16 protein-coding genes are annotated in these 18,559 nt (G+C 44.8%); 6 read left to right on the top strand and 10 right to left on the bottom strand.

The window, feature by feature from the left end:
* Window positions 1–81 precede the first annotated feature (81 nt).
* The 6 genes from manA to CWO13_RS03555 form a co-directional block, all read right to left on the bottom strand.
* Complete coding sequence (manA, locus tag CWO13_RS03580; protein ID WP_108082540.1) at window positions 82–1,287, bottom strand: mannose-6-phosphate isomerase, class I; 1,206 nt, start codon at window positions 1,285–1,287, stop codon at window positions 82–84.
* Between the two features lie 298 nt (window positions 1,288–1,585).
* Window positions 1,586–2,926 (bottom strand): MFS transporter, encoded by a 1,341-nt coding sequence (locus CWO13_RS03575; RefSeq protein WP_108082539.1) that lies wholly within the window; start codon window positions 2,924–2,926, stop codon window positions 1,586–1,588.
* Between the two features lie 8 nt (window positions 2,927–2,934).
* Window positions 2,935–4,431 (bottom strand): signal transduction histidine-protein kinase/phosphatase UhpB, encoded by a 1,497-nt coding sequence (uhpB, locus tag CWO13_RS03570; RefSeq protein ID WP_048663903.1) that lies wholly within the window; start codon window positions 4,429–4,431, stop codon window positions 2,935–2,937.
* Window positions 4,431–5,039 (bottom strand): transcriptional regulator UhpA, encoded by a 609-nt coding sequence (gene uhpA / locus CWO13_RS03565; RefSeq protein WP_017061545.1) that lies wholly within the window; start codon window positions 5,037–5,039, stop codon window positions 4,431–4,433. The genes uhpB and uhpA overlap by 1 nt, the downstream gene beginning before the upstream one ends.
* 197 nt (window positions 5,040–5,236) lie before the next feature.
* On the bottom strand, window positions 5,237–6,631 hold the full coding sequence (uhpT, locus tag CWO13_RS03560) for a hexose-6-phosphate:phosphate antiporter (protein WP_048660632.1): 1,395 nt from the start codon (window positions 6,629–6,631) through the stop codon (window positions 5,237–5,239).
* A gap of 394 nt (window positions 6,632–7,025) precedes the next feature.
* Window positions 7,026–7,364 (bottom strand): DUF1840 domain-containing protein, encoded by a 339-nt coding sequence (locus CWO13_RS03555; protein ID WP_102432100.1) that lies wholly within the window; start codon window positions 7,362–7,364, stop codon window positions 7,026–7,028.
* Between the two features lie 315 nt (window positions 7,365–7,679).
* On the opposite strand from CWO13_RS03555, the gene CWO13_RS03550 reads away from it, so the two are divergent.
* Window positions 7,680–8,870: a diguanylate cyclase gene (locus tag CWO13_RS03550; RefSeq protein ID WP_102432147.1), complete on the top strand. Its 1,191-nt coding sequence runs from the start codon at window positions 7,680–7,682 to the stop codon at window positions 8,868–8,870.
* Between the two features lie 25 nt (window positions 8,871–8,895).
* On the opposite strand, the gene CWO13_RS03545 is transcribed toward CWO13_RS03550, so the two are convergent.
* Window positions 8,896–9,180, bottom strand: a complete 285-nt coding sequence (locus tag CWO13_RS03545; protein ID WP_108082538.1) for a hypothetical protein — start codon at window positions 9,178–9,180, stop codon at window positions 8,896–8,898.
* A 158-nt stretch (window positions 9,181–9,338) separates the two neighbouring features.
* Here CWO13_RS03545 and CWO13_RS03540 point away from each other — a divergent pair, with 158 nt between their 5' ends.
* The gene (locus CWO13_RS03540) at window positions 9,339–10,211 is read left to right on the top strand and encodes a pirin family protein (protein WP_102432101.1); all 873 of its coding nucleotides are present in this window, start codon (window positions 9,339–9,341) and stop codon (window positions 10,209–10,211) included.
* A gap of 224 nt (window positions 10,212–10,435) precedes the next feature.
* Here CWO13_RS03540 and ppnP read toward each other — a convergent pair whose 3' ends face one another.
* Window positions 10,436–10,717, bottom strand: coding sequence for a pyrimidine/purine nucleoside phosphorylase (ppnP, locus tag CWO13_RS03535; protein ID WP_102432102.1), 282 nt, complete (start codon window positions 10,715–10,717; stop codon window positions 10,436–10,438).
* Window positions 10,718–11,025: 308 nt separating this feature from the next.
* Between ppnP and CWO13_RS03530 the strand changes: the two genes are divergently transcribed.
* On the top strand, window positions 11,026–11,490 hold the full coding sequence (locus CWO13_RS03530; RefSeq protein ID WP_102432103.1) for a DUF2850 domain-containing protein: 465 nt from the start codon (window positions 11,026–11,028) through the stop codon (window positions 11,488–11,490).
* A 394-nt stretch (window positions 11,491–11,884) separates the two neighbouring features.
* Window positions 11,885–14,425: a glycosyl hydrolase family 18 protein gene (locus CWO13_RS03525; RefSeq protein WP_102432104.1), complete on the top strand. Its 2,541-nt coding sequence runs from the start codon at window positions 11,885–11,887 to the stop codon at window positions 14,423–14,425.
* A gap of 143 nt (window positions 14,426–14,568) precedes the next feature.
* On the opposite strand, the gene CWO13_RS03520 is transcribed toward CWO13_RS03525, so the two are convergent.
* Together CWO13_RS03520 and CWO13_RS03515 are read right to left on the bottom strand one after the other, a co-directional pair.
* Window positions 14,569–15,417 (bottom strand): alpha/beta hydrolase, encoded by an 849-nt coding sequence (locus CWO13_RS03520; protein WP_102432105.1) that lies wholly within the window; start codon window positions 15,415–15,417, stop codon window positions 14,569–14,571.
* 237 nt (window positions 15,418–15,654) lie between these two features.
* Entirely contained in the window at window positions 15,655–16,248 is a 594-nt protein-coding gene (locus tag CWO13_RS03515) for a TetR/AcrR family transcriptional regulator (protein WP_102432106.1), read from the bottom strand.
* A gap of 160 nt (window positions 16,249–16,408) precedes the next feature.
* On the opposite strand from CWO13_RS03515, the gene CWO13_RS03510 reads away from it, so the two are divergent.
* Complete coding sequence (locus CWO13_RS03510) at window positions 16,409–17,365, top strand: AEC family transporter (RefSeq protein ID WP_048663911.1); 957 nt, start codon at window positions 16,409–16,411, stop codon at window positions 17,363–17,365.
* Between the two features lie 122 nt (window positions 17,366–17,487).
* On the top strand, window positions 17,488–18,528 hold the full coding sequence (locus tag CWO13_RS03505) for an acyltransferase (RefSeq protein ID WP_102432107.1): 1,041 nt from the start codon (window positions 17,488–17,490) through the stop codon (window positions 18,526–18,528).
* The last annotated feature ends 31 nt before the right edge of the window (window positions 18,529–18,559 follow it).

The raw sequence follows: 18,559 nt of genomic DNA, 5'->3' as shown, positions 1-18,559 counted from the left end.
GGCTTGTTCTTTTTCTTATTAGATCTTTAAGCCAACCTATTAATTTACCAAACTTGATAGCATTTCCAGCTGACCACTCCCTTAATTAAACGCTCTTGCCACTCGTCCTTTGCTGCTCAATTCATAATGACCAATATAGGCTGGGATAAATACCGATTGCCCTTTCGTAAGGGTTAAGTGCTCACCTCTTTGGCTCACTAGCGTTAAATCATCATCTATTGCCATTAAGATTTCAGCGCCGCTTGTGATGACTTCTTCTTGCTTGGGGCTATGAAAGATATTGAAATTAAAGTCACTGACCGGGATATTATAGCTATCACATTGACCCAGCTTGGAGGGCGCCAATAACAAGTGTTTAAACGGAATTGGCGTAAACTCTGTGCAGGCGACCAATTCAGGGACATCAATGTGTTTTGGCGTTAAACCGGCTCTTAGCACGTTGTCTGAATTTGCCATGATCTCGAGCCCGGTTCCCTTAATGTAAGCATGCGGAGTGTTCGCATTCAAATACATCGCTTCACCCGGCTTCAATGTAATCAAGTTCAGCAACAGAACACAAAACAGACCGATGTCGTTCGGGTACTGATGGCTAAGCTGAACAACCAAAGCAAACTCAGATTGATCTTGGTGAGCGACTGCATAAGTCAGAAGTTGCTCTAATGCTCGGTGTTTATGTTGGTCATCTAGAGTTAAAAGGTCACGGAAAAACGTTTCTAAACCTAGAGAATCAAGATTGTTACCAAACTCATCGACCAAACCAGCCAGCTCGCTCGAATCTAACTTTTTGAACAAACCTAATATTTCATCGAACTCTCGAAAGCCATTCATCGCTTGATATTCAGTGATCGCGTAAACCAATTCAGGCTTATGGTTCGAATCCTTATAATTACGGTTCCCTGCGTTTAGGGGGATTCTTGCTTGCTCTTCTCTCGCAAAGCCAACCTCAGCTTGGTGCTTGTTTGGATGGACCTGAACCGATAGTGCCTTTTCTGCCGCTAAGATCTTAAACAAGAACGGCAGTTCACCAAACTCCTGCGCAATATCGTTTGATAAATAGGCCGGTTTATTCTTGTTAATCAGCTCAGAGAGAGGCACCAAATGTTGGTCCAGCTTGACCATTGAGCAACCTTTCGGATGCGCTCCCATCCAAACTTCCGCTTGTGGCTCTTGTGACTCATTCTTAAAACCAAACAGTTCACGTATCGAAGAGATGCTCCCCCATGCATAATTCTGGATGGTGTTTTCCATTGGGAAAAATGAGTGTTCTGAGAAGTGTCTGAGTGACATGGCGTTTTCCGTAGTGAGCCCTTTGAACACAATTCAGAGAGCTGATTTCTAATAACGTAAATAATTAGAAAGACTACAGAGAGCAGCTAGAACCCACATGAGATGAGGTCTTAGACGCAATAGGAAAATTTCTTAGAAACAGGCGAGAACGATGAAAAGCGTGAAAAGAGTCACATTTGAATATCACGCATAGAAAGCGCCGAAAATAAGATAGCGGCTTGTATCACACTGGTTACAGCAGTGATACAAGCTTCTACAATGCAAACAATGGTGACTATCTTGTTATCGAGAAGGGTCCTTAAAAGCCAGAACGAGCCTCAGCACTTTTCTGAGGTGATTGAGCTTGTAGAAAAGGCAGTAACAGTAACCCGATGACCGCCGCACAAGTAGAGATGGTAATGAAAAAGCCACTCCAGCCATAAGTTTCTAGAACGAGCGCTAATGGGTAACCAGAGAGAGCTGCACCCATGTAAGCAAACAAGCCAACGAAGCCTGTCGCCGCACCGGCAGAGTCTTTATGTGAGCATTCGGCCGCCGCCATACCAATAAGCATTTGAGGGCCAAAAACAAAAAAGCCTACACAAAACAACCCAGCAGCTTGAAACACAAAGTTGGTCAAAGGCATCAACCACAATGCAGAAACTGAAAGAAATATGCCGATGGCAAACAAAATATTCATCGGGCCACGGTTGCCACCAAACAACCTGTCAGATCCCCACCCAGCAACAAGTGAACCAACGAAACCGCCAATCTCGAACAGAGATAAGGCAGCGTTGGCATTGATCAAACTGTAATGGTGTTCTTCGGTTAGGTATAAGTTACCCCAGTCGTTAACCGCCGTTCTTACGATGTAAACCAGCACATAGCTAAAAGCGAGCAACCAAATGTACTTGTTGCTGAATACGTAAGTTTTCAGGATTTCTCGATAGCTTAACCCTTGTCCATGGCTCTCTTGCGCCAACTCTAAATGGTCATGACACCACTTCCCTACAGTCGGAAGTCCCATGGTGGTGGGCTTGTCACGTAAGCGCCAGCAAACGATAAGACCGATAAAAACACCAATCACACCCGGCCAGATAAACCCTGCTCGCCAGCTGAATTGCAGCGTCAGATAACCAACAAGAATAGGAATTAGCGCCCCACCAACGTTGTGTGCTGTATTCCAGATTGCCCAACGAAAACCTCTTTCGGAGCGAGAATACCAAGTCGTCAATAACTTAGAACACGATGGCCAGCCCCAACCTTGGAACCATGCATTAAGCACCCACAGCGAGATGAAAGCCGCTAACGAACTCGAAAAGCCAAACGCGATGTTTATCAGACCAGTCGCGATTAAGCCAAGTCCCATAAAGTAACGTGGGTTTGAACGATCCGATATCGTGCCTGATATAAATTTCGATAAGCCATAAGAAAGATAAAAGAGCGTGCCAATTAAGCCAATATCGCCTTTGTCCAAGCCAAGGTCAGTAATCATCGCTGGCGCGGCATAATTAAAGGTTTTACGGGTGAAGTAAAAACCTGCATAGCCGACATACATTCCTATCATAATGTGAAGGCGCCAGTAGCGATAACTCTGATTGACTTCATCATCAGTTAGAGCATGAGTATTTGACGTTGTTGAGCGCAGAAATCCAAACATATTCGTTCTCACACTTTAGGTAATGTAACGCTGATATTGGTACCCGAAGATGAGCCATTCGCGTTAATTGTCATCTTGCCGCCGAGCGCCTGAACACGCTCTTGCATACCACGAACACCCATTCCTTTGAGAAGATCTTGCGCTGTAAAACCAACGCCATTATCTGATATCTGAAGATAAGCCTGATCATCTAAAATCAGTTCAATTTTAATCTCGCTCGCACTCGCGTATTTATGGGCATTGTTTAAGGATTCTTGGCACAGCCTGAAGATAGTGACCTTGAGCGTGTCACTCAAACACGAGTAATCACCTTGCCAATCTAACTGGATATCAACGCCGTGATCCGAAAACTCCATCTCTCGAATTAGCTGTTCAACAGAATCTTTTAGATCGAGGTCGTCCAACATCTTAGGTCTTAGTTTTGTAAGTAGACGTTTGGTGGTGTCATAAACATTCAAAGACAATGACTCAATCGTCCCCGCACAGCGAACGCTCATCTCAGCGGCATCGACGCGTTTAATAATGCTTGCCTGAGTACGAATTGCCGTGATGTTTTGGCCGATTTCATCATGCAGCTCACGCGCAATATCACGACGAACCGATTCTTCAGCTGTCACTAACTGGCGTGAAAGGTTTTGATTTCTGGAGAGCTCACTTCGTAGTTTCGCATTGAGATCTTTTTGTTTTTGAACCGCAAGTCCAAGCAAAATACCGGTGATGGTTTGAGCAGACAGAGACAAGAGTAAATCGGTAATTTCGAGTTTAGATGTTCCACTGTGAGCAGCAATCAACGCGACACTATTTAACAGGGTCGCCAGTAAAGCACCTTGCCACCCGTAACGAACCGCGAGCAAGATGATAGGGATCGCCATACAGAATGGGGCGAAGCGTCTTAGTTCATCAGGCAAACTGGTTTGTATCAAAATACTGGTGACCAACAAGACGCTGTACAAAGCGATGTGGCGGATTTTGAACTCAACGACATTGTTGATTAAGTAAGAGCTCAGTGGCGCCCACTTGTTTTGGAATAGGTAGTTCCAGACCAGATAACACATCGGCACCAACATCAATCCGCCAGTGATACTCACCAACCACACCATGTAAACAGCCGGAACATGAGAACCCACCACTGCAACATTAATGAATGCTGTAACCATGATTAAGCTCGCCATCACTAACAAGTGACGATTCTGGTCACCATAATAATAACGCTTGGCAATTAGAGTGGCAGGAATACTCAATCCACTGGCGATGAGTATCGTCAGCCATTGAGGCTCATCAAGCAGTAAAGCTAAAGCGATAGCAAGCCCCCACTCTGCAATATAGATAGCAGGCCAATAATGAGTGCGAGTGTGCAGCGTCATTCCCAGTCGAAGTGAAAATGGGAAAAGCAGAATGGCTAACTCAGGGTCATTAATGAAATAGAAGGCAATAACCCACAAACAGAACCATGCACAACCAGCCATAAAAACCCCACATAGGGAGGTGGCTAGATAGGAACGCATTAGTACTGGTCTTGTGTGAACAATTTAGCTAACTCAACGTTGTTCTTAACATTGAGTTTGTCCATCGCATTGGCACGGTGTACATGCACCGTTTTATGGCTAACCCCTAGCTCAACGGCGATAGATTTTACATCGAGCCCTGTTGCCAATAACTGACACACTTCACTCTCTCTGCGGGTAAGTTGATTTAAAGAGGCTTTATTCTTCATGGGTGTCGCAAGCTTGATAGCGATATCGGGTGTGAGATAACAGCCACCATTTGCGCTCGTGTGTACGGCTTGGATTAGCTCATCGGGGCTGCAGCGCTTGCTGAGATAACCTTTGGCTCCTAACTCTAATGACTTCTCAACCATCGCCGGAGAATCGTGAACGCTCAACATGATGCTGGCAATGCCTGATGGAATCTCTTCCAATAAGCTCAAACCACTTTCGTCTTGCATCGAGATATCCAAGATCACGACATCAGGGTGACAGCTTGGCAGTCCGAGACGAGCTTCTGCCGCAGAGTTGAATTCACCCACGACCGTAATATCAGCTTCAAGACTGAGTAATTGAGCAAAGCCAGATCGAACAATGACGTGGTCATCAACAAGCGCAACATTAATCATGATATTAACCAAAATTAAGAGTAAGAAAGAAAAATAGCCCCAACAGGAGCTATATAAAATTAAGTTTATTGATAGAGATGATACTGAATCGAACTAACGATTGGTATGATCTCACGTGCTTTAAAGCAATAAAGCAATAAAGCACGTGAGACTATCTACCCGAAACTGTGCTTGCGAAAACAAGTCCGCGAGACAAGCTAGGCGTTTTGAGCCGCTAAGTGCATTTTCTTAGCGTGGCGAATCTTCTTCTCTTCTGCAACGGCAACGAACAAGAGCAATACGATACAAATAGCCGCTGAGGTATCTAGTGCAGCGAACGTTCCTTTCCAACCTGTTAAGCCGAAAATAGGTGTTCCGTCCGCAATCATACCTAAGCCAAGTTTTGCAAAGCTGTCACCAATCAAGTAAGCAAATGTGCCTTTCACACCATCCGCAACACTGATTGCTTTCTTAGGCACGAAACCTACCGCAGCAACACCAATCAGCAACTGAGGGCCAAACACTAGGAAGCCAAGCACAAACAGGGATGCTAGGTACATGAACTCACTTGTTGCATGCTGGTAGAACTCTAGAGAAACGATAATCAACCCAAGCGATACACAAGCAACTAGAGCACGGCGTCCATTCGCAAGATCAGATAAATAACCCCACATTAGCGTGCCGACTAGTGCCCCAACTTCAAACAGCGTGAAACCTGAAATCGCGGTTTCTTTTGATAGACCTAGCTCTTGATACGCATAAACGGTAGACCATTGATCGATACCGATACGAACAATGTATAAGAAGATATTCGCGAAACAGAGCAACCAAATCACTTTGTTTTTAAGGATGTATTCAACAAAGATCTCTTTCTTAGTCATTTGATTTTCTTCAGCAGCGGTATCTTCTTCGCTGACTTCTTCATCAAACAACTCTTCAACCGTACCTAAGCCGTATGCTTCTGGAGAGTCATTACCAAAGCGCATACCAATAAAACCAACCACAATCGCAATGATCGATGGGAACACGAACATACCAATCACGTTGCCATCAAATAGGTAGTTTGCACCAAACAGAGCAACACCAGCAGCACCTGCACCACCCACGTTATGTGACATGTTCCAAAGGCCTAAATAAGAACCACGCTTGTTACGAGGCGTCCATTTAGTGATGGTTGAGTAACTTGAAGGTCCACCTGTACTTTGGAAGAAGCCACTCAATGCATAGAAGGCAACCATCATGAATAAGCTAGCACTGCCGCCACCCATACTGAAGCTGAAGCCCAACATGGCAATACCAGAAAGGACAAGCATAAATGGCAGGAACTGCTTAGTGTTTTTACCATCGGCGTAGTAGGAAACGACGGTTTTACCGATACCGTAAGTGATAGAGAAACCCAGACCGATAAGACCTAGATCCGTCATCGATAACCCATAAGTAGAAATCATGTCGTTTTGTGCGACATTGAAGTTCTTACGGATCAAATACATGGTTAGATAACCAATGAACACCACTAGGTAAGATTGCAGGAATGGTTTAAACCACATTTTTCTTCTGGTTTCGACCGGAAGATCCAGTGTCGGTTTTCGAACCTGATCTAGGAACTTTAACATTGTGAACTCTCTTATTTTTTGTGAGGTCTGCACGGCATAATTGCGGCCATGCAATCTTTGTTAGTTGACCGTGAAATAATAAGGAGTCTAAAAATCGACCGCATGAGAGAGGGTCTTAGAATAACTAGGAAAAATTCTTAGTTCAGAATTGGGAGTCAAGAAAGCGTGAACAGCATCACTTTGTTTACGATCTGTTATGGATTGATATTACGATAACAAAAGTAACTCATCTCAAGGCTGATTAACCTTTTAAACAAACAGAAGCAAGCCAAACACTGCGCAACAAACAAAGCGCCAGTATCGATTCATCACCATCAACCCCCAAGGTGTGACCGATACTGACTCAACATTCATGCCTATTAAAATAGAGCCAATAGGCTTTTTACGAATCGTACTACAGTCGTTTACCGCTGCCGTCTTCCCACATCACTTCGCACTCATCTTTGATGGCTGATTTTAATAGTTCCACCAGTGGGAATGCTCGGCTACCGAGATTAACAGGCGCTTCAACAACCTCTTCTTCATTGTCGTCATCAGTATTTTCTTGCTCTACCTGCTTGCTCTGCTCAGAGGCGATCGAAGCACGTAAATTATCCAGAGCTTGAGAAACTTCTGAAGCATCAATGGCACCTGGGACGGTACCGCTATGCCCAAGCATCTTGATGAACTGAAGACCGACTTCCCCAAACATCGTGACGCTAGCATGGGCCTTGCAACTAAAGGTAATTAACATTATGAGCCTCTCTAAGTTTTGTTTACCAACAAACTATGTTGAGTAACTCTCTGGAAAGCAAGTAGATAATCGCCAAGCCGCTTCTTATAACTCGAACCTTGATAGTCTCATTTTCGAATGGGTCTGCACCGTCAGTGATACACATCACGATTAATTACCGGTCGATTATTTTTTAATATGAAACCTTGAGTACAATCACACTAAATAGCTATCTAAACCTCCGCATAGCTCATTATTTAATCTACTATTAACACCATTATCAAAATCTTTGGCACAAATCACATGAAAAGGCTGGTCGGCAGACACCTAGAAGAAATGGCGGACATACGATCCACCCGTAAACAAAAAATTGTCCACTCCTTTTCACTGACTGCCGCTGCGTTGTTCATTTTCTATACTTGGGCTTACTTCCAAGGCCAACACTATACCCTTTCAATTTTCGAGCTGTGCTTCGCGATTATTGCCATCTCCAATGCATTCTATGTGAGAAAAGTAGCCAACTCTGATTATTCCGAATTGATACTGAGTAGTGTTCTTCTTGTACAGGGCGTCATCCTATTCTTGTACAGTCACGCCATCCCCGACCGAATACTTTGGCTCTACCCAATTCTAGCAGCGGTCATTTTCATTAATGATTTCAGAATTGGTATTATCTTCAGCACCTCATTTTGCTTGTTTATCAGCACCTTGATTACCGCCATGCCAAACAACTTTTCTTTACCCTTTAACAGTACCCATCGATTTATTCTTAGTTTATTTACCATGAGCTTGGTGTGCCACACATCCGCCTATTACTACACCAAAGCCGTCAGTTATATCCAACGTCTGTATAAAGAAGGCATCGAAGATCTGGCCTACAGAGACCAACTTACCGGCTTAGCTAACCGTTGGAGCTTTGAACGCTGGGCGACAGAAAAATTAATTACGGTGGATAGTGAGCGATCACTTACCGCACTGGTCTTTTTGGATATTGATGACTTTAAAGGCATTAACGACAGCTACGGGCACGACGTTGGGGACAGTGTCTTGCAGCATTTTGCCAATCGCTTGAGCAACAATATTCGAACCCGAGACAGAAAAAGCCATGAATACGATTATTCGATTGCGCGTTTTGCTGGAGACGAGTTTGTTTTGATGCTCTACGATGTACCCTCTCGTAAAGATCTAGACGGTATTTTAGATAGGATTTGCGGGCTGTTCGAAAGTGGTTGCCAGACAAACGAGAGAATCAAGGAATTGACGCTAAGTGTTGGGGTTGCTTTATACCCACAAGACGCCCAAGAATTACATGAGCTGACGAGATGTGCTGATAAAGCGATGTATGTCGCCAAGCATTCAGGAAAAAACCGATACGCTTATTATCACGACAACCCAGTATCAACCTTGATAGAAGAACTACCGACGAATCTAACCTGCTCAGGGTCAGATTCTTCTGAACTTGAAGATTGTCTTGAAGCAAAGGTCGAAGGGAACAATGTTACGCTATTAAAAACCCGTCAACACTAGCCAGCCCTATAACTTAGCGGCGCTGCTAACCTGCAAGGTACATAAGCCAAAGGCTCACTAACCCGATCATAATAATCCATATGACTTGCCGTGTTCGGTTTGGGTTATTACCTTTAGGTCGCCTCACCACTGTTTTAAAAGCAGCTTGCTTAGCCGACTGAATAAACGGTGCTTCAATCTCACGTTTTTTGACGCGGCGTTTAACCGCGCTGTTTGCAACTTCTGTAAAACGCTGACTTTGCTCCGTTGTAAAGTCGTTATCAAAACCCATCCGACCATGCCTTTCGCCATGTTTTTGATGAACTGCCATAGCGGCCTCCTTGGCGGTCTACTCTCTATTCAAGTATAGACATAATTTCATATTGTTACCTGTTCAAGATTTTCGAATAAGTCACTCAACGCTGTGCCATCTTCTTTTTCAATCAAATTACATAAACTACAGCTATTCAAGTATATGAGGGTTTCAAAATGACGAATGTAAGAGCAGTAGATCATGTGATTGCAGCCCATGCCACCTCAGACGGTGATGGTGTCAAAATCCAACGACTCACGGGTTTTAATAACACGCGCTTCTCTCCATTTTTGATGATTGATGAACTTAAATCGGATGAAAGCAAAGACTATGTTGGCGGCTTTCCTCCACACCCTCACCGTGGGATAGAAACGCTCACTTACATGCTCCAAGGTCACTTCCAACACAAAGACCATATGGGGAATGTTGGAGAGCTACGCAGCGGTGGCGCACAGTGGATGGCCGCAGGCCGTGGTGTTATTCACAGCGAAATGCCAATGATGGAAGAAGGCGCGCTGCATGGTTTTCAGATTTGGATAAACCAACCTGCGACACACAAAATGCAGCCAGCGCAATATCACGACTTCCAAAATGAAAGCATCGCGGAACATCAAAATGAACAAAGTGGTTTGTTGAGAGTGATTGCCGGAGGGTTTGAACTGCACAACCAAACAGACGATGGTTCAGAGGCTTTACGATCGCAGGGGCCATTACAGAAAACAGGTGTGCCGTTAAGCGTTGCGGATTGGCGCTCTCATTCTGGGCAAAAAGTTACGTTAGGGACTAATGTTAATCATAATGCCATGACTTACGTGTACCGAGGCAGTATTAAGATCGGCGACAAAGTGATCAACCAAGGTCAACTTGCCCTGCTTACCAAAGCTGACTTGCTGTCTTTGGGTAGCTTGGAAGATTCAGGGGTACTGATTTTTTCCGGTGAACCGATTAATGAACCTGTTGTTCACTATGGTCCGTTTGTCATGAACTCGATGGAAGAGATTGAACAGACAATTCAAGACTACAACAACGGTGTGTTTGAGACTTACTGATGTCTTGGCTATGAGCTTTGAGCTTTGAAGATTGAAGATTGAAGATTGAAGATTGAAGAGATTTTGCAACGAACAACGATTTGGTCATCCATTTGATGACTACAAAAACAAGTGACACTATCCACTGCCGGTTACTATCACTTATTTAACCACGCTCCTAGAGCGTGGTTTTCTCTATTCAAGCAGAGACAAACGATGCCCTGATTGAACAAATTTAGACCTGATTACAAGTACTCACACAGGTAAGCCGTCGCTTCTTTTATCTGTAGGTCGAATGAAGAGTCACCCGCAACGTCAAAAGACTCACCAGATTGGTATGTCGTCCAATCATCATCGCCAACACGCTTTACAATCAAAGCACCTTTAACAACGGTCATCTTTTCTGGAGCTGCAGTACCAAACGTGTACTCACCAGCCGCCATTACACCAACACTCACATCAGCACCAGACTGGTTAAACGCTAACGACTTAACGCCACCTTCAAAGTATGTATTTTCTTTAATCATTGTACTTCCTTGTTATCTTCAAATTGCACTTATTGAGCTCACCGAGTAAGCCTATGCGTAAATTTAGGTGATAATTGTTTTAACCAATTCGAGACTTTCCTACAAGAAATAAATACGCATAGCTTAAGCATTTCTGGAATTCGCTTTCATTGATAACGTAAATACTGAGGAGCAAGGCTAAAAAACCACTAACGCAATCAAATCTATTAGAACATTCGATCCTGCTTCTAACTCTTATAACAATTTTTGCAAACTAAGATTTTAGTTAATAGAATCTAAGACAATATCAGTCGAAAAATGAAGAAATAATGGCAAAAAATCCGACTAAAAGCAGAGACCTATTTGCCAACTCGTTACTCTACGGCTTCCTATTAGCTGGCTTTATGGTTGCCTTCACCGCCGGCTACTTTGCTTACCAAGCCCACCAGCAATCTGTCAGTCCAAGTAATGTCTATGGCACATGGATAGAGATTGCGGCTCCACCTTACAACACCGATATCCTGACATTTTCAGACAAAGGTGTGATGATGAATCATCGTCTTATCACTACCTCATTCGATTTTGACGGTAAGATTGTCACGATCAACACAGGATCTGGAACCACCGTTTACACCATCAGCGGCACCTATGATTCACCTCGCTTGAAGCGACTAGAGCCAAGCGTACCGTCTCAGCAATTTGTTAAAGAAGGCTACGAAAATACTGCAATTGGTGATACCCATAGTGTCATGCAACAACGACGTGCTTCCCTAGCTGAGCAATTCAAAAGATAAACCTCCTCTTCTCCTTGCTTCCAGAAGCATTAGCCTACTCGTCGATTGGCCTCGCTCGCTCAACACACTTCACTTTGTGATTCTGCTTCAATTCACAGTATTTTCTTATAGTTTGTCGCACCTTTTCATAACTTCATGTCGTGAATTTTCACTTGTGAGATTTTCCTACTGAAGGATGTTTTATTTTATAAAACATGGACTCAGCATCTCACTCATTAAGCAACAGAATTGTAACAAGATACAATTTTTTAGTTGTCCATCGAAAACGGATTTATTTTCAGTTATAAAATTAAAACTCTCTCGAATACTGACTGGGAAGCTCCTTCAAAACTGACTGGAGCCGTTTTATGGGGCCATTTGGTTCTCGTAACCTTCAAGGAATGAGAGAAAAAGTATGATTCGTATAAATACCTGTGCTGCGAGCATTGCTCTAGCGCTATCTGGTACAGCATTAGCTGCTCCAACAGCACCTAGCATCGACATGTACGGTTCCAACAACCTGCAATTTTCCAAAATTGAACTCGCGATGGAAACCACCTCTGGCTACAACCAGATGGTGAAATATCACGATAAAGCAAAGGTCGACGTCAAGTTCAACCAATGGAGCGGAACGTCAGGAAACACGTACAACATCTACTTTGATGGCGTTAAAGTAGCCACCGGCCCAATCACTGGCAGCCAAACCACGGCTTCATTCGAATACGGCCAAGGCGGCTTATTCGATATAGAAATTGAAGCGTGTGACGAAACTGGTTGTAGCAAGAGCGCACCCGCTAAAATTACCATCGCTGATACCGATGGCTCCCACTTAGCGCCACTTGCGATGAATGTGGATCCAAACAACAAGTCATACAACACAGATCCAAACACGGTAGTAGGTACTTACTTTGTTGAATGGGGTATTTATGGTCGTGACTACACGGTAGATAACCTACCCGCTGACAACTTGACCCATATCCTTTATGGCTTCATCCCAATTTGTGGTCCGAACGAATCAGTGAAATCAGTAGGCGGTAACAGCTACAACGCACTCATGACAGCTTGTCAGGGTGTTAACGATTACGAAGTGGTGATTCATGACCCATGGGCCGCTTTCCAGAAGAGCTTCCCTCAAGCGGGCCACGAATACAGCTCACCTATCAAGGGTAACTACGCAATGATGATGGCGCTCAAACAGCGTAATCCTGATTTGAAGATCATCCCATCGATTGGTGGCTGGACGCTATCTGACCCGTTCTTTGATTTCACAACCAAAGCCAACCGAGACACCTTCGTCGCGTCTGTTAAGAAATTCCTCAACACATGGAAATTCTACGACGGTGTCGATATCGATTGGGAATTCCCTGGTGGCGGCGGTGCTGCACCTGATCTTGGTGATCCTGTAAACGATGGCCCTGCTTACATAGCACTGATGGCAGAACTACGTGCGATGCTCGATGAGCTAGAAGCTGAAAATGGTCGCACTTACGAACTCACATCAGCCATCGGTGTTGGCCACGATAAAATTGAAGACGTGAACTATGGAGATGCTATCCAATACATGGATTACATCTTTGCGATGACTTATGACTTCTACGGCGGTTGGAATAACGTATTGGGTCACCAGACAGCATTGAACTGCGGTAACTTCATGCGCCCTGGTCAGTGTGATGGCTCAGGCATTGATGAAAATGGTGAACCGTACACTGGCCCTGCTTACACCACAGACAACGGCATCCAACTGCTTCTTGAGCAAGGTGTTCCAGCCAACAAGCTTGTTGTTGGTACAGCGATGTACGGTCGTGGTTGGGAAGGCGTATTGCCATCATCACTTTCAGATCCTAGTGACCCTATGACAGGTGTTGGTAACGGCAAACTGAAAGGCAGCTCTGCACAAGGTGTCTGGGAAGATGGCGTTATCGACTACAAAGGCATTAAGGCGAACATGCTTGGTGCGAACAACCAAGGGATCAATGGCTTCGAATACGGCTACGACGAAATGGCAGAAGCGCCTTACGTTTGGAATCGCACCTCAGGTCAGCTAATCACATTTGATGATGACCGCTCGGTAAAAGCAAAAGGCGCGTACGTTCGTAGTCTTGGTCTTGCAGGTCTATTCTCTTGGGAAATTGATGCAGATAACGGCGATATCCTGAATGCAATGCATGAAGGTCTTGCTGGCGGTACAACAGATCCTGTCAACCGCAAACCTACGGCAGCTGCAGGTGCCGACCAATCCGTTGAAGGCCCAGCTTCTGTTTCTCTAGACGGCAGCGCTTCAAAAGACAGCGACGGTACAATTGCGAGCTACGCTTGGTCACAAGTAAGCGGAACTGCCGTAACACTGGCTAATGCCAATGCAGCTGTTGCAAGCTTCGATGTTGTTGAAATCGCACAACAAGAAGCTCTAACATTCAGCCTAACCGTAACAGACAACGAAGGCGCAACGTCAACAGACACAGTTGTTGTAACGGTAACCCCTAAAGACACAGGCCCAGTAAACACAGCGCCAGTTGCAGTGGTTACGGCTCCGGCTGAAGTCAATGCGGGTGACGTTGTTGTGGTTGATGCGTCAGCGTCTAGCGATGCGGATCAAGACACATTAACCTTCACGTGGGATGTACCAGCAGGTATCAACGCAACAGTACAAGGCGCTTCGGTAAGCTTTGTCGCGGCTGAATACACGCAAGATACGGTACTGAACTTCTCAGTGACAGTGAGTGATGGTACCGATACATCAGTTGCGGCTGCATCAGTGAAAGTCCTCAAGAAAACCACAGGCGGTGGCACGTGTACTAACGCTTGGGATTCAAGTGCGGTCTACACTGGTGGCGACCAAGTGACTCAAGGCGGTAAGGTTTGGGAAGCGAAATGGTGGACAACAGGTGAAGATCCAACAACGACAGGCCAATGGGGTGTGTGGAAAGAGATCGGCCCAGCAAGCTGTGCTAACTAAGGACAAGATTAGTTAAAGCTAACTAAGCAACTAAAAGCAAAGGCCAACCAGAGAATATCTGGTTGGCCTTTTTAATGTTTGTTTTCTTAGCTTTGAGCTTACGATCTCTTTACTGGCGTCCTACTGACTTGCGCTCGTTGTGCTTAGCCAATTAAGTTATCAAAGCTCTCGAACACTTGTGGGCACTTCATTACTCGCCCGTGGCCCTGTCCTTGAGTCGAAATCAAGGTAACGCGACCCATTTCATTAGCCGCACGCTGAGACACATCAAACTTAGTAAACTTGTCTTGCTCATCATGAACGATGATCGTTTGAGACTCACGAAGCGCTAGCTTTCCATAGGGATCAACAGACTGAATTGGGTAGTTAAACTGCTCTTCGACTTCTCCAACTACAGCCTCGAACAGTTTCATTGAGTAGCCAGAACGCGCAACGCTGCCAAATAGGTTTTCTAGATAATCCAGTACAGGTGCAATCAGCAATAGTGGCTTATTTTCCAATTTAACGTGCTTACATTCCAACGCAGAAGCCGTCCCCATACTATGACCGACCAAACCAGCTACCTCACCCACCGAATCTAGAATCGCTTCAAGACCGTTCACAAACGCAGGAATATGACCATGTACACCATCGCTGCCACCATGAGCAGGATGATCGTAAGCCAAGGCAGTAAAACCTTTAGCAGCAATATGTTCCATCAGAGGGAAAAACTGACTCGCGGTGCCAGACCAACCATGAGTCAGCACCCAAACAGGCCCTGTACCTAAAGAATAGGTTTTTAAAACGCCATCACGACCTTCAATTTCACTCTTGATAAGCCCTTGGGGATCAGCATTTTTTTGCTCAGTACGCATTGGAGTGAGCAGCAGCTTACGTGCTGTTTTCTTCGCATGACTCGGCGCTAGGATGTAATGAAGATTGGTTGTTGCGCCAATTAAACTGCGCTTGAAGCTGAATTTGTTCGATGTATTAAAATAGATTTTGTCACTCATGACCGTTCCTTGTATCGCCATCATCATTGGCGGATCGAGCTCGGCCCGAAAAATCGAACGACCGTGCTATTTATTAATATAAAAAATGGCGATAGCGCTTTTTATGACTGCTTGCCGCCACTTCTCTTAAAATTGTTAGACCTTACATCAGCAAAGCTCACATGCTTTTCTAACTCTATGTTTTGCGAACTAAGTGTTTTGCGAGCTAAGTGGTTTACGAACTAAACGGCTTACTCGTTAAACCGCTTTCCAGCTGGCAATTAAGCGCTCTACACCACTCCAAAAATGGGTGTGACTCGCTTGTTGGCCTCGCAACGAATAGAACAAATTCGCACTCAAGTAGAGACCGTACAACTCGAAGGTTGCCTGTTTTGGGTCTAGTTCGGCTCTAAACTGCTTGCTCTCCACCGCTTTTGCTACCTGAATCGTCAAGTAATCAATCCACACTGAAATGGTTTTCTGCAGCGCTTTCTGAATCACAGACGTTTCACTGCCTGCATCTTTCCAAGCATCAATAAACATGCAGCTGCCTTGGAATGAATGATTCCAACCCAACCAGTTATCGAGCAGTTGTTTAAGCTTGGCTTCAATATCACCGTCGCCCAACTCTCTCGCCGGAATGATGACTCTTTCGGTGAATATGGCGTTGGAATATTCGAGTACAGAGAGTTGCAGGTTCTCTTTAGAGTTGAAGTGTGCAAACAAGCCACTCTTAGACATACCACACTGCTTGGCTAATTCACCAATCGTTAAACTCTCAAGCCCGTTCTCACTCGCAAGCGCGAATGCATGACTCAAAATATACTCTTTGGTTATCTTTCCTTTGCTCATTATTCACCAATGATAAATCTGATGGTTTATTTTTAGCACGTTCGTTCTTTTTTTCAAAGTTTTTTGCCTAACCACTGGGAATTAATTTCTCTTGTCTAATAATTGTGGAAAAATGCGACAGTATTCAAGGAAATTGAAATCGACTAACAAAGGAAGAAGAATGAACACACTTTGGGAACAGTTTGCGTTTTCGGCGTCAGTAACGGGCCCTATCTGTTTAATGCTGTTTCTTGGTGTCATGCTCAAGCGAATTGGCTTAATCAATGACAATTTCATTGATGTCGCATCCAAGGTGGTGTTTCAAGTCACTCTACCCGCGATGTTATTCCTCAGCATTGTTCAATCTAACCACGATTTTGCCGCCAGTGGAAAGCTCGTCATCTTTGGCTTATTAGCCAACCTTGCCTTCTTCGTGTTCACCACTGTCAGCACTAAAATTACCTTTAAAAAGCCTCAAGACCAAGGTGTGATAGTGCAAGGTGGATTTCGTGCCAACACTGCTATTATCGGGCTTGCTTACGTCGCCAATATATACGGCAACGATGGTGTCGCACTCGCAGCACTTTATGTCGCCTCCTTGACGGTTCTCTATAATATTCAGGCCGTTATCGCGCTCACTCCAAAGGGCCAGGAGTCGGGTGACAAAGCCATTCAAGTAATCGTTAAAACACTCACCAAAAACCCTTTGATTATCTCGATCGCCTCAGGTGTCTTGTTCTACTTACTATCGATCCCAGTACCGAAAATGGTGACTGATGCAGGGCAATATTTCGCAAACATGACGTTACCGTTAGCCCTTTTGTGCACGGGAGGGTCGCTTGATATACGCTCACTAAAAAAAGATAAGGGCCCAACTTGGTTCTCTACCGGATACAAACTGGTTTTAGCTCCGCTACTGATCACGCTTGCTGCCCTGTTCTTTGGTTTTAGAGGATTAGATCTTGGCCTTATCTTCTTGATGAGCGCCGCACCGACCGCTGCTGCGAGCTATGTTATGGCACGTGCGATGGGCGGGAATTCAACATTGGCTGCCAATATTATCGCGCTCACCACCGTCGTTTCACTTATCACTTGCACGCTTGGCATTTTTGCACTTACTGCAATGGATTTAATATAGCTGCGACAGGCTTCAAAGAATCAAGATAAGCCTTAAAACAAAGGTCGCAACCCTTGATTTAGCGCTAACTGGTTCAATAAAAAGGCTGTTAGATTCTACGAAAATTTTCTTAGAGATCTGATATGTCTTCCGTTCAACATACGCCTTCACAACGCATCGCCAGTATTGAGTTGGGTCGAGTGATTGCTATCTTGGCGATCATTGGCTTACATGGCCAAATGGCACTTACTTATTGGCAAATCGATGAAGTGCCTTGGATTGGCTATGTGCTTAACCAAACCGCTCGCTTCGCTGTGCCACTTTTCTTCCTTATCTCAGGTTATCTGATTCAACCTAAGCTGACCGCATCGCCTTGGACAACCTTGGTCAACTACTCTAAACCACTGCTTAAGGTTTGGTTGGTTTGGAGCATCATTTGCCTAGTCATGCCATTCAACCTCGCGAAGGTGGAAGAGTTCGGTTACCTAGGCGAACGCCAAGGCTATTGGGGCTTTTTAATGAACACCCCGCTCAACTCTTTCTTAGAGGGTGGGTTGGTGCACTTGTGGTTTATTCCTGCACTTGTGTGTGCAGTTTTGCTCATCGCTCTAATGGTCGAAATGAAACTCGACAAACTGCTATTACCAACGGCTATTCTGCTTTACGTCTATGGTGTTTTAGCGGGCAGCTACGCGAACTTAACCGACCTGAGCGCACCTTTCTTTACTCGTAACGGCCCGTTCTTTAGCACGTTAATGGTGACCTTAGGCTTCCTCATTCGTCAGAATCAATGGAAGGTGTCGTCAACCAAAGCGTTGGTGTTATTAGTGTTAGGCATGTTGATTCACTTTGCTGAGGGGGCATGGCTAACCACGTTCGACGTCGGATTCAACATGAATGATTTCTTGTTTGGTACGGCACTATGGGGAATGGGCGTGTTTATGTGGCTTTTGGCTAATCCAAACATCGGCGACTATGCGTGGGTTCGCGCGATCTCGAATCGTATGTTAGGCATCTACGTTTGTCATTTGCTGATCATTATCGTGCTGTTCAATGTCTGCGGAGTATTGGGGATTACTGAGTTAGCAAAAGACGTGACCGTATTTTTTGGTACCGTATTGTTGAGCTTCGGGTTGGTTGCTGGGATCGAGAAAACACCACTGCGACGCGTGCTACTTCGCTAAATCAGTTTTAAAGAGCAACAAAAAAGAAAGG

Source organism: Vibrio sp. ZF 223, assembly GCF_003050585.1.
Taxonomy (GTDB): Bacteria; Pseudomonadota; Gammaproteobacteria; order Enterobacterales; family Vibrionaceae; genus Vibrio; species Vibrio crassostreae.
This window is presented reverse-complemented; position numbering and strand designations above follow the sequence as displayed.